Below are 11,995 nucleotides of genomic sequence, written 5' to 3' on the forward strand. Positions count from 1 at the left end.
TCGAAGGGTGACTTCTTTCCCGATCGTTGATCTGACTCCCGACGAGCTGCTGACCACCACGCGAACTGTGCGTAAGCGTCTGGACCTGAGGCGGCCGGTGCCGATGGAGCTGATCAAGGAATGTCTCGAGATCGCGCTGCAGGCCCCGTCCGGATCGAACAAGCAGGGCTGGCAGTGGATCGTCGTCACCGACCCTGATCTTCGTGCTCGCATCGGCGCGATCTACGGCGAATTGTTCGCCGCATATCAGGCGTCGAAGCATTCCGCGTCGGCTTTGTTCGCCGACGATCCGGAGCGCGCATCGGTACAGAAGCGCGTCGGCGACAGTGCCGGGTGGCTCGGCGAGCACATGGGTGAGGTTCCGGTGCTGCTCATTCCGTGCATCCAAGCCGGTAAGACGCTTCCGGCCGGTAATCAGGCCGGTCTGTGGGGCTCGCTGTTGCCGGCGGTGTGGAACTACGCTCTGGCCGCACGCGCCCGTGGCCTCGGAACAGCCTGGACCACAATTCATCTCGCCCGTGAGCGGGAGATATCCGAGCTACTCGGCATTCCCGAGGATTTTCATCAGGGTGCGCTCATTCCGACGGCGTACTACACGGGTGAGACGTTCAAGGTTGCTCCGCGGGATCCGATCGAGACGGTTCTGCACGTCGATCGCTGGTAGGCGCATCGGCCCGGCGCAGCCATCAGACGAGCGTCTCCACGGGGATGATTTCGGTTCTCGCCACGGCCCGCCGATGGACGTCGGCGAGCGCAAGCCGCTCCGGGTCCTTCATGTAGGCCTGCAAGGCCGAATCATCCGGTAGGTGGATGACCTGCACCTCGAGTGGTCCGTCGCCGGTGTCGACTCGGCGGACTCTGCTCACTACTTCGCCGCCGTACTTCGGAATCAGGTCCAGCACCGTGTCCTCGTAGCGGGTGAGCGCGTCTGCTTGTCCGTCCGCCGCCCACAGCAGCACACACAGCTTCAGGTTCATGACGCGAGACGGTACCGGACGCCACGAACTGGACCTGGTCGATCACGTATGCAATGCCCGACGCCAGCCCGGCGACATGACGTAGACCTACCGCGACGCGGAGTTAGCGCGGCAGTCCCGACTTGTACTGCAAGGCATACGCCAGTTTGCCCGGCTTGGCGTCCGAGTACAGTGCCGAAAGCTTTCCGAATTCACCCTTGTTGGCTGCTTTGCCGTCGTTCCACGCATCCAGAGCGCCGAGTTCGGCTGCAGTGCGGCCACTCTCGATCACCGCGTCTTTCGGGGCGGCGACCTGAGCGCGGGAGACCGACTCGACGGTGCTGAGGTAGCTCGCGAGATTGTTGCTGTCCCATCCGCTGATGTCGACTTCCGCCGAGTCGCGAACCCATGCGCCCCAATAGAACTCCTGGAAGGGGATGGTGCCGGGGCTGAAGCCGATGTCGCGGGCGAAGTACATCAGGCTGCGGTACTTGTCGTTCTGGAACTTGGCGAGACCCACTCCCGACGGAAGCTGCTCCACCGGAACTTCGTTGCCGTCGACGTCGTAGTTCCACACCCACTTCTCGGCTTTCATCCGCGCCCAGAAATCAGTTGGGCTCAGGTCACTGAGATTCGCGACCACCCGCAGACGAAGGTGCAGATTCGGCCCACCGTCGGCTGTTTCGTAGAACGAGGTCAGCGTGTGGTGTCCGTCGGTCAGGTATGGCACGCCGCCCGGCCCGATGACGACGGTCTTCATGGGCGCGATGGTGTCGGGCGTTTCCTGCCCGACGGGGACTGTGCAGGTGAACGACGACGGATTGTCCAGTCGCGCAACGGGCGATGCCGAGGCGGCCTCCTCCTGGCCGTTGGCCTCGCACCAGTCGTCGAACTTCTTGTTGATCTCGTCTTTGCCGAGCGTGTAGCGACCGAGCTTGTAGTACACCTCGTCGTATCCGAGAGAGGGTTGCGTCGCGCGCACATCACCGATCGGGAGATCGAGAAGCTCACCCGCCTCGGCACATTGGTAACCGAGGCCCGACGACGATCCACTGGGGAGCAGGTCTGCGACCTGACACAGCGGCGACGCCGTCCGTGCCGGGCCAGCAGTGGCGACGCCGCCCATCGACGTGGAGACGACAGAGACCAGTGCGAGGATGCCCAGTAGAGCAGCTCTTCGACGCGATGCCATTCGTGAAACTCCCAGAGTTCGGAAAGTGAAGTTTTCCGAGACTGTCGCACCGCGGTCACCGGCCGGTGTCGGGGAACCGACTCGGAGGTGAACGTCGCGTGATGTGCGTCAGCGATCCTCGCGCAACAGTGCGTAGACGAGCGTGTCGGTCCACTCACCCTTGCACCACCAGTTCTGGCGGAAGTGCGCTTCCTGACGCATCCCGACCCGCGCCGCCAACCGGGCCGACGCGTCGTTGCGTCCGTCCAGCTGTGCGCTGATTCGGTGGATCTGGGGAAGCGAGAACACGTGCTCGATCAACGCTTTCACTGCCTCGGTCGCGTAACCCCGACCGGCCACGGCGAGGGAGAAGGTCCAGCCGAGCTCGACAAGTGCCGGGGATCCGTCCACCAACCATGCCTCGACGTTGCCCACCACAGTGCCTTGATGTTCGACGACCATCGCCAATGCCTGGGTGTGCAGCCCGCTTCGCTTCATCCGCTTACCCACCGCCGCAACGGCGTCGGCATGGGTCCACGCTTCGTGGAGGAGATAGCGGCACACCTCGGGATCGCTGTAGTACGCGAGAACCCTGTCTGCGTCGTCTGGTTCGTACAGACGAAGGGTCAGGCGCTCGGTGTGAATGGGCTCGACTGTCATATGTCCGATTCTGCCCGACCTAGATTCACGCTGATTCGAACCCTGGCCCCGGACCCCTCTCGTAACGAAAGGTGGTGAGTCGAAGCTGATCGTCATCAAGTGGAAGGCAAGTGAACATGGTCGTGACGTCGTACGCCGCTCCCGCGGGACCTGTGGACACGCGGCACAGCCTCGTATCGAAGGTCGACCCGGTTTCCGCCTCGTCCAAAACTCCACTGTGGCAGCGATACCGATGGACCGTCCTGCGCGCCTTGTCGCCGATCGTCCTCCTCGTCCTCTGGCAGATCGCCAGTGCTGCCGGAGTTCTCTCCGAACGTGTTCTCCCCGCACCGTCACTGATCTTCGACGCGGGTCTGGAATTGCTGCGCAACGGTGAATTGGCGGATGCGCTGGCCATTTCGGGAACGCGAGTGGTTCAGGGGCTTGTGCTCGGCGGGCTGATCGGGGTGGCGCTCGGAGCGCTCGTCGGACTGTCCAAACTCGCTGAAGCAACCGTAGATCCACCGTTGCAGATGCTGCGCGCACTCCCGCACCTTGGGTTGATCCCCCTGTTCATCCTGTGGTTCGGGATCGGCGAGACTCCTAAGATTCTGCTCGTCGCTCTCGGAGTGGCATTTCCGTTGTACCTCAACACGTTCTCGGCCATCCGGCAGATCGATCGCGACTTTCTCGACACTGCCGTTGTCCTGGGATTTTCGTGGCGACAGCGATTCACAACGATCATTCTGCCGAGCATCGCGCCCCAGCTATTGGTGGGACTTCGGCAGTCGTTGGCCATCGCGTGGCTGTCGTTGATCGTGGCCGAGCAGATCAATGCCGAATCCGGGCTCGGCTACATCATCAACAATGCGCGGGACTTCCTGCGGGTCGACACCATCATCTTCGGTCTCGTCGTCTACGCGCTGATGGGAATCGGCACCGACGGAATCGTCCGAATCCTCGAAAAGCGAGCCCTCCGTTATCGATTGGATGCGTGATTCATGACTACGACGACGACTTCCGTCGCCACCCTGCACGGCATCGACAAGTTCTACGGATCCAGTCACGTGTTGAAGGGTGTCGACCTGTCCATCGAGCGCGGCGAAATCGTCTCGCTGGTCGGACGATCCGGCTCCGGCAAGTCGACCATCCTGCGTGTCCTGGCCGGACTGTCGACCGACCACACGGGGGAGCGGCACGTCGCCGGACATCCTGCAGTCGCGTTCCAGGAACCACGACTGTTCCCGTGGCGGTCGGTTCGCCAGAACGTCTCCTACGGTCTGAACACCGCAGGCGTCACCGGCAACGAAGCATTGACTGCTGCGGACGCGACTCTCGACGAGGTGGGGCTGGCCGAGAAGCGAGACGCATGGCCACTCACATTGTCCGGTGGGCAAGCTCAGCGCGCTGCGCTGGCGCGGGCGTTGGTGGGGGAGCCCGAACTGCTGCTCCTCGACGAACCGTTCGGAGCGCTCGACGCACTCACACGACTGACCATGCAGTCACTTCTGCTCGACCTGTGGGGACGGCACCGCTTCGGCATCCTCCTGGTCACGCACGATGTCGACGAGGCGATCGCGCTGGCCGATCGGGTTGTGGTGCTCGAGAACGGCGCAGTCTCGGACACCGTCACCGTCGATCTGCCCCGTCCCCGTGATCGCGGAACGCCGGGCTTTTCCCGCCTTCGCACCCATCTGCTCGGAGCTCTCGGAGTTCACTGACCGTCCAATTCGGCACCTGACAAGGATCTTTCACACATGTCGTCACATGCTCGTCCTCGATCTCTGCGCGCACTCGGTGTGCTCACTGCCCTGTCCTTGACGGTCGTCGGACTCACCGGTTGCGTCTCGCGTGGTAGCGATACCACCAACACCCAGGCCCCGGAACTGGTCTCGAACGACCAACTCGCCACAGTCACCCTCGATGTCGGCGACCAGAAGGGTGGCACCGAAGCCCTACTGCGTGCATCGGGTGAGCTCGACTCGGCTCCCTACGATGTCGCGTTCTCCACCTTCACCTCCGGACCGCCACAGGTGGAGGCTGCAACGGCCGGCCAGATCGACTTCGCGGTCACCGGCAACACGCCTCCCGTCTTCGGGGTTGCAGCCAATGCCCGCATCAAGGTCGTGTCCGCCTACACCAACGATGCGAGTGGGGATCAGATCCTTGTACCCGCAGAGTCGACTCTGGCGTCGTTCGCAGACCTGCGGGGCAAGAAGATCGCAGTGGGCAAGGGAAGTTCCGCGCACGGCCACGTGCTGCTGCAGTTGCAGAAGGCCGGCTTGACCACCGACGACGTTCAGTTGGTGTTCCTTCAGCCGGCCGACGCGCTGACGGCATTCACTTCCGGTGAGGTCGACGCCTGGGCGATCTGGGATCCGTTCACGGCGATCGCGCAGGTGCAGAACGGCTCGAAGACGCTGACCACTGCCGAGGGTGTGGCCAACGGTTATGGCTTCGGTATCGCGTCTCAGCAGGCTCTGGACGATCCCGCGAAGAACACTGCGCTGCAGGACTTCGTGGTTCGTCTGGCCAAGGCGTCCGCATGGGCGGACGTACACCCGGCAGAGTGGGCGGCGGCGTACTCCACGGCCGTCGGCATCGACCCGGCCGCGGGTGAATTGGCGCAGGGGCGAAGCCAGCGACCAGCAATTGCTCTGGACGACAACGTGATCGAATCCGAGCAGGCGCTCTTCGATGTGTTCGTCGAGAGCGGCAGCATCCCTGGCGGCAACACGTTCGCAGACTTCGTCGACACGCGTTACAACGCCGCCATCGCCGCCGCGACCGCCTCCACCAACTGATCACCCACCACGTCGTAGGAGTTCACTCGTGACCGCACGCATCTTCTGGTTCCTTCCCACCGCTGGCGACGGCCGCTCCATCGTCGGCGCATCTCACGCGTCGGCCAACATCGTCGAACCTGCCGGGTTCCGTCGTCCGTCGTTGCGGTACCTCACGGAGGTGGCTCAGGCCGCAGACCGACTCGGCTACGAGGGGGTGCTGACTCCGACGGGAACGTGGTGCGAGGACGCCTGGCTGACCACGGCGGCTCTGCTGCAAAGCACCCGACGCCTCAAGTTCCTCGTCGCGTTCCGTCCCGGCCTCACACCGCCCACTCTCGCGGCACAACAGGCAGCGACGCTGCAGCGGTTCTCGGAAGGTCGGGTGCTGTTCAACATCGTCACCGGCGGCGACGACGTCGAGCAGCGTCGTTTCGGTGATTGGATCGACCACGATCGGCGCTACGCCCGCACCGACGAATTTCTCGGGCTGGTGCATCGGATCTGGACGGAGACGTCGGTCGATCACGAGGGCGAATTCTTCAAGGTTGCCGATGCTCGTGTGTCCGAAGCACCGGAACCGTTGCCCGAGTTCTGGTTCGGCGGTTCGTCCGATCCCGCACTCGCTGTCGCGGCCAAGCACGTCCAGACGTATCTGACGTGGGGTGAGCCTCCGGCCGACGCCCGCGCCAAGATCGAGAAAGTGCAGGCGCTCGCGGACGCCGAGGGCCGCAAACTCACCTATGGCATCCGCCTGCACACCATCAGCCGCGACACGCCCGAAGAAGCGTGGGCCGTCGCACAAAAGCTGCTCGACGAGCTTCCCGAGGAGCAGGTGTCTGCGGCGCACGCGCTGCACTCGTCGTCGCAGTCCGAGGGACAGCGTCGGATGGCTGCGTTGCACGGCGGCAGCAAGGATTCGCTCGAGATCTACCCGAACCTGTGGGCCGGAGTCGGTCTCGTTCGAGGCGGTGCCGGCACCGCGCTGGTGGGTTCGCACGAGGAAGTTGCCAACCTGATCGGCGAGTACCACGACGCCGGATTCGACGAGTTCATCCTGTCAGGCTACCCGCACCTCGAGGAGTCGTACCATTTCGCCGAGGGAGTACGCCCCATCCTCGACGCACGAGGAATCACGGTCCCCGCACGCTAGGGCACGTGGGATCGAACCCGCCGGGTCTGCGCAACTGGGAAATCTGTCCAGTAGATGGTGTGAAAAATGGATGATAGACGAGGGTAAATCTGTATGATAGCTGCGTGTCCAGTGCCATGTACGTCCCGCGAATCGTGGACGAGGAGCTCGACGACCTCCTCCCTCACCTAGCCGCGATCAACCTCGACGGTGCGAAGGGCGTAGGCAAGACCGCTACCGCCACCCGCCGTGCGAAGTCGGTTCTCGAACTCGACAACGCGGTGGATCGGCAGCTGATTTCTGCGGACCCAGATCTGCTCGCGAGATCGGCGCGCCCCATGCTTATCGATGAATGGCAACGATTCCCGCCGTCATGGGACTTGGTTCGCAGAGCCGTGGACAACGATGCGTCGGGTGGGCAATTTCTGCTGACGGGAAGCGCGCCGCCTTCCGACGCTGTAGTCCACTCCGGTGCAGGCCGAATTGTCCGTGTACGAATGTGGCCTCTGAGCTTCGCCGAACGTCGGCCGTCGGATTCGGCTGTATCCCTGAAGGACTTGCTGTCTCCCCGGCAGGTGACTATTTCGGGTTCGACCGAGACCGTGCTCGGCGATTACATCGAAGAAGTGCTGGTTTCCGGCTTCCCTGGCATCCGTCGTCTCGCCGGTCGCGCGAATCGCGCAGCTTTGGACGGCTACCTGCACGCGATCATCGAACACGACTTTCCGGAGCAAGGCCACGTGGTTCGACGTCCGGAATCCCTTCGTGCCTGGATGACTGCATACGCCGCAGCCACATCGACAACAGCATCCTGGGAGTCGATCAGGGATGCGGCAACGCCGGGTGCGACCCACAAGCCAACCCGTCAAACATCGATCAACTATCGCGATGTGCTCAGTCGCCTGCGCATGCTGCATGACGTGGAAGCATGGTTGCCGCAGGATAATTCGTTGGGGAAGCTGGCCAAGGCACCTAAGCACCATCTAGTGGATCCAGCCCTGTGCGCTCGATTGCTCGGCGTGACAGCTGAGTCCCTGTTGACGCCCGGCGGCTCGGCGGGCGTCAGATTGGGGCACCTTTTCGAGTCGTTCGTAACGCAAAGCCTCGAGGTGTACGCGCAAGCGAACGAGGCGAGGCTGTTTCATTTCCGTGGCAGGACTGCCGAAGTGGATCTGATCGTCGAGCAAGGCGATGGATCGTTCATCGGCATCGAGGTGAAAGTCTCGCCCGATATCACGGACCACGATGTCCGACATCTGAAGTGGCTTCGGAGCGCAGTGGGCAGTCGAATGAGGGACGCGATCGTAGTGACGACAGGTCCTCACGCTTACCGCCGGCAGGACGGTATCGCGGTGATTCCGTTGGCTTTGCTTGCGCCATAGCTGGGCCGCGATCGCTACCCCGGGTCGGCGTGGCCTTTACTGCTCCGGCGCGAGAACGATGTCGAATTCGACTCTCGACCATGTGTTTTCCCCCAGTTCTCGACCGTCGGGAGTGGGGGTGCCCGCAGGCTGTTCCACGAAGTCCTTGATGAGCGAATCCTTGACGCCGAACACCGAATCGCGATCGAGCAGTTCGTCGCCGCGCACGAAGATGTGGGTGATCAGTGTCCGTTTACCCTCGGCGGTGACCATGAAGTGCAGGTGCGATGCCCGCATCGGCGAGCGTCCGGCGGCGTCGAGCATCCGTCCGACGGGGCCGTCGAAGGGAATCGGGTAGGGAGTCGGAGTGAGGCCCCAGAACGCGAACTTCCCGTTGTCGTCCGAGAACAGGTGACCGCGAGCGGCAACCCGTCCGTCGGAGTACTGGACGTCGTAGAAACCGTCGTCGTCGGCTTCCCACACCTCGATCCGGGCATTCGCAACGGGTTCACCTGATATATCGGTGACCGTCCCCTCGACCCAGCATGCCTGGCCCGGTGCGCCGTGGGAGATGTCTCCGCCCGACTCGATTGCGGGGGCGTCGTCGACGAAGAACGGACCGAACACCGTCGACTCCGTTTCACCGGCGATCGCTTCGTTGTTGACGGTCACGGTCTGCATCGAGGTACCGAAAACATCGGACAGCAGGATGAATTCCTGACGCCGGTCATCGGTGATGTGACCGACTTCGGTGAGGAACTCGATGGCCTTGGCCCACTCGTCCTCGGTCAGTCGGACTTCTCGAATGAACGCATGGAGATGCTCGGTCAACCCGGTGAGGAGTTCTCGCAATCGCGGATCGGGGGTGTCGGCGAAGCTGGCGACGACCTTGTCGGTCAGCGCACGCTCTCTGCCGCTCTGCTCGGAGGAGACGTCGGTGCGGTTGCCGATATCCATGTCAGCGGTCCTCGTTCTCGGAAGTCGTTCCTGCCCAAGCATTACGGAGCAAAGCCATCAGCGATTCAGCAGTGACGGGCCGCGGATTGGACGCGGGAGCTGCTTCGAGAACGAGCGCGGCGGCCTCCTCGAGATCGGACTCCTTCAGACCGTAGTCGCGCAGCGCGGTCGGTGCCTCGAGTTCGGTGCGGAGCGACCACAGTCCCTCCACCGCGGTGGAGGTCCCGAAAGCAGCCGCGATGCGCTGCTCGGCTGCGGGCGCATACGGAGCGTTGTACTCGAGTACGTGGGGCAGCACGATCGCATGCGTCTGGGCATGCGGCATGTTGTACGTGCCACCGAGAACATGGCAGATCTTGTGATGCAATCCGGACCCCGCGGACGCGAAGGCGACCGCGGAAAGGTAAGCGCCGTAAAGGGTTTGCTCATGGCCGGATTGGCTGGCGGAATCTCGCTTGATGTCTCGAAGCCCGCTGGACAGCGCAGTGATGGCCTCCACTGCGAGAGTCGAATTGATCGGATCCGCCCGAGGAGCCCACATCGAGTCGACGGAATGCGCCAGGGCGTTGAGTCCTGACGCCACACTCAATTCCACCGGAAGGGTCAGCAGCGAGAGCACGTCGTAGATCACGGTGGTCGGGAGCACTCGCGCGTCGACGCCGGTGGTCTTGCGCGACGCCTCGGTCAGTCCCCACACATTCGTGGCCTCCGAGCCCGCGTACGTGGTGGGAATGGCGACGATGGGAATGCCACTGGTCAGGGCGACGGCTTTCGCCAGACCGGTGGTCGAACCGCCGCCGACGGAGACCAGCAGATCCACCTCGTGTTCGCGGGCTGCAGCGCGTGCCTTCTCCGCTGTCTCGATCGGAACATGCTGTACCACTTCGGAGTACATCAGGCGAGGCTCGATCTCGCTGCACACCGATGTTGCCAGCTCGGTTTCGGCGGGGCCTGCAATCACCATGACCGACGTCGCGCCGAGTCGACCGACCTCGGCAGCGAGGTTGGATGCGGCCTTACCTGCTCCGAACAGAACGCGTTGTGCGAGTGTGTCGTGCTCGAATTCGAGCATCCGTGCCTCCGGTGTGTCGGTGAGTCGAGTGCGCGTCAGTGCGAGGGGCGCGGAGTGGGCTGGTAGGCGAGCAGCAGCCACTGGTCGTTCTCCTTGACCCACACCGCAATCGAGTTGTTGACCAGCTCTTTTTCTTTGCCGTTGGCGGTGATGCTCGCGTTCATTTCGCCGACGACGACTGCGGTGTCGCCCGAGACGAGAATGTCGTCGGTGGGGTGATCGATGCGGTGGTAGACGTAGAAGCCCGAGGTGACCTTGTTCAGGTACGAGTCGACCGTGTCGCGGCTGCCGTCGGAGTGGGTGTACACGAGGTTCGGGTGGCAGCAGCTCACGAAGGCGTCGAGATCGCCGTCGACGATTGCCGCGTAGCGCTTGTTCTCGAGCTCGGAGATCGTGGCCTTGATGGCGTCGATATCGAGTTCCTGTGCCTGTGTCATGGATTCTCCTGGAAAGTCGAGCGGCCGCAGGTGTGCCGGTAGGTGATGACGGTAGGGAGCTGAATGGCAAGTGTCAACTGTCACAGAACACTCTCTACTTCGCCCGATCAGCGTTCGCATGGCCTCGGCGGCCACTTACGGGCATGGCTCGAGTTTCAGTATCCGCAGTTGAGAGACCCCTTGTGGCCCCTGAAAGTGGCGTAGCGCATGAGCTGCTTGACAAAGTGACCCACTGCACAGTTCAATCAGGACAGGACATTCATGCAGCAGTGGTGGACATTCTGACGCGATGTGCCGCGTGCGACGCGCACAGCTGACTTTCTCGCTGCAGAACCTGCCGCCGGCTCCACCACCCCCATCGCCCGATCAACGGAGAACTCTCGTGACATCACATGGTCAATCGGTTGGAGGACCGGCTCCCTCGACGGGCGTCGAGCCCACTCCAGGAAACGAACGATCGTCGGCAGGCGTAGTGGGGACGGCCCTCAGCGGACGAGCTCGAGGCGCTGTCGCCATCGGAATTGCCACCGTAGTTCTGTTCCTGATCAGCGCCCTGCTCGCGCCGCAGAGCGTCAGCAGTGGCGCGATATCGGCGATGTTGCCGTTCGCGGCGATCCTCGCGGTCGTCGCGATCGGACAGACCCTGGTCGTGCAGCAGGGCGGTATCGATCTTTCGGTACCGGGCGTGTTCTCACTGTCGGTCGTTGTGGTCACCAAGCTCGCCAGTAGCGGTACGACCGGTGCCATCGTCATGGCCGTGATCGCAGCACTGCTCATCTCCGCAGTGGCCGGAGCCGTCTCGGGCTTTGTGGTCGCGCGATTGAACGTTGCTCCGATCGTCGCGACTCTGGGTATGAATGCACTGCTCATCGGCGCGACCTGGGCGGTCTCCGAGGGTGCCGCACGTCGTACCCCGACCGGACTGTCCGATGTCATCGGATCGACGGTGCTCGGAGTCCCGGTGACCGTCGTCGTCGCGGTCGTCCTGACGATCATCGTCGGGGTCGTCGTTCGCCTCACCCCGACCGGACGCATCTTCGAGGCCGTCGGTGCCAATCCGCGGGTGGCCGTCGCGGCAGGCATCGCACCGCTGCGCTACACGTTGAGCGCGTATTCCGTGGCCGCCGTGCTCTACGCCGTCGCCGGCGTGTTGCTGACCGGCATCGTCAACACTCCTGGAATCAGCGAGGGCAACACCTACCTTCTGCCGTCGGTGGCCGCAGTGGTTCTCGGTGGCACATCGCTGCTCGGCGGTAAGGGCAGTGTGCTCGCCTCGTTGATCGCCGCAGTCTTCTTCACCCAGGTCGACCGTTTGGCGTCGACTCTGGGACTCGCGTACGGCTGGCAGATCCTCATCCAGGCTCTCGCGCTCGGCCTCGGTGTGGCCTTCCACAGCGGTTTCCGGCCCGGACGCACCCGTCGCACGGCTGCCGTCGAGGAACCCAGGAAGCCGGTCGAGGTGTCATGACCGCCGGCACACGGGACCT

The 11,995-nt window shown here is 63.3% G+C and carries 13 protein-coding genes; 7 read left to right on the plus strand and 6 right to left on the minus strand.

Features of this window, described 5'->3' with window-relative positions:
- Positions 1 to 7 precede the first annotated feature (7 nt).
- Positions 8 to 664, plus strand: a complete 657-nt coding sequence (locus QM588_RS18160) for a nitroreductase family protein (protein WP_057474782.1) — start codon at positions 8 to 10, stop codon at positions 662 to 664.
- Positions 665 to 686: 22 nt separating this feature from the next.
- Here the strand turns inward: QM588_RS18160 and QM588_RS18165 are convergent, their stop codons facing one another.
- The 3 genes from QM588_RS18165 to QM588_RS18175 all read right to left on the minus strand — a co-directional run bounded on the left by QM588_RS18165 (position 687) and on the right by QM588_RS18175 (position 2,787).
- Positions 687 to 977, minus strand: coding sequence for a DUF1330 domain-containing protein (locus QM588_RS18165; RefSeq protein ID WP_283315386.1), 291 nt, complete (start codon positions 975 to 977; stop codon positions 687 to 689).
- Between the two features lie 103 nt (positions 978 to 1,080).
- Positions 1,081 to 2,148, minus strand: coding sequence for a ParB/Srx family N-terminal domain-containing protein (locus QM588_RS18170; protein ID WP_283315387.1), 1,068 nt, complete (start codon positions 2,146 to 2,148; stop codon positions 1,081 to 1,083).
- A 108-nt stretch (positions 2,149 to 2,256) separates the two neighbouring features.
- Complete coding sequence (locus QM588_RS18175) at positions 2,257 to 2,787, minus strand: GNAT family N-acetyltransferase (protein ID WP_283315389.1); 531 nt, start codon at positions 2,785 to 2,787, stop codon at positions 2,257 to 2,259.
- 116 nt (positions 2,788 to 2,903) lie between these two features.
- Here QM588_RS18175 and QM588_RS18180 point away from each other — a divergent pair, with 116 nt between their 5' ends.
- From QM588_RS18180 to QM588_RS18200, 5 genes are all read left to right on the plus strand, one after another.
- Positions 2,904 to 3,764: an ABC transporter permease gene (locus QM588_RS18180; protein WP_283315585.1), complete on the plus strand. Its 861-nt coding sequence runs from the start codon at positions 2,904 to 2,906 to the stop codon at positions 3,762 to 3,764.
- A 3-nt stretch (positions 3,765 to 3,767) separates the two neighbouring features.
- Positions 3,768 to 4,487, plus strand: coding sequence for an ABC transporter ATP-binding protein (locus QM588_RS18185; RefSeq protein ID WP_032406964.1), 720 nt, complete (start codon positions 3,768 to 3,770; stop codon positions 4,485 to 4,487).
- A gap of 36 nt (positions 4,488 to 4,523) precedes the next feature.
- Positions 4,524 to 5,570, plus strand: coding sequence for an ABC transporter substrate-binding protein (locus QM588_RS18190; RefSeq protein ID WP_283315392.1), 1,047 nt, complete (start codon positions 4,524 to 4,526; stop codon positions 5,568 to 5,570).
- Positions 5,571 to 5,598: 28 nt separating this feature from the next.
- A complete protein-coding gene (locus tag QM588_RS18195; RefSeq protein ID WP_283315393.1) occupies positions 5,599 to 6,702 on the plus strand; it encodes an LLM class flavin-dependent oxidoreductase in 1,104 nt (367 codons plus the stop codon).
- 116 nt (positions 6,703 to 6,818) lie between these two features.
- Positions 6,819 to 8,063, plus strand: coding sequence for an ATP-binding protein (locus tag QM588_RS18200; RefSeq protein WP_032369020.1), 1,245 nt, complete (start codon positions 6,819 to 6,821; stop codon positions 8,061 to 8,063).
- 36 nt (positions 8,064 to 8,099) lie between these two features.
- Here the strand turns inward: QM588_RS18200 and QM588_RS18205 are convergent, their stop codons facing one another.
- From QM588_RS18205 to QM588_RS18215, 3 genes are read right to left on the minus strand one after another with little or no spacing between them, the layout of a single operon-like run.
- A complete protein-coding gene (locus tag QM588_RS18205) occupies positions 8,100 to 8,999 on the minus strand; it encodes a dioxygenase family protein (RefSeq protein WP_283315395.1) in 900 nt (299 codons plus the stop codon).
- Position 9,000: 1 nt separating this feature from the next.
- Positions 9,001 to 10,071, minus strand: coding sequence for a maleylacetate reductase (locus QM588_RS18210; protein WP_283315588.1), 1,071 nt, complete (start codon positions 10,069 to 10,071; stop codon positions 9,001 to 9,003).
- A gap of 35 nt (positions 10,072 to 10,106) precedes the next feature.
- Positions 10,107 to 10,508 (minus strand): nuclear transport factor 2 family protein, encoded by a 402-nt coding sequence (locus QM588_RS18215; RefSeq protein WP_032384825.1) that lies wholly within the window; start codon positions 10,506 to 10,508, stop codon positions 10,107 to 10,109.
- Positions 10,509 to 10,890: 382 nt separating this feature from the next.
- On the opposite strand from QM588_RS18215, the gene QM588_RS18220 reads away from it, so the two are divergent.
- Positions 10,891 to 11,976, plus strand: a complete 1,086-nt coding sequence (locus QM588_RS18220; protein ID WP_222059836.1) for an ABC transporter permease — start codon at positions 10,891 to 10,893, stop codon at positions 11,974 to 11,976.
- The last annotated feature ends 19 nt before the right edge of the window (positions 11,977 to 11,995 follow it).

Origin of the sequence: Rhodococcus sp. IEGM 1354, from assembly GCF_030056855.1 — a bacterium.
Classification (GTDB): Bacteria; Actinomycetota; Actinomycetes; order Mycobacteriales; family Mycobacteriaceae; genus Rhodococcoides.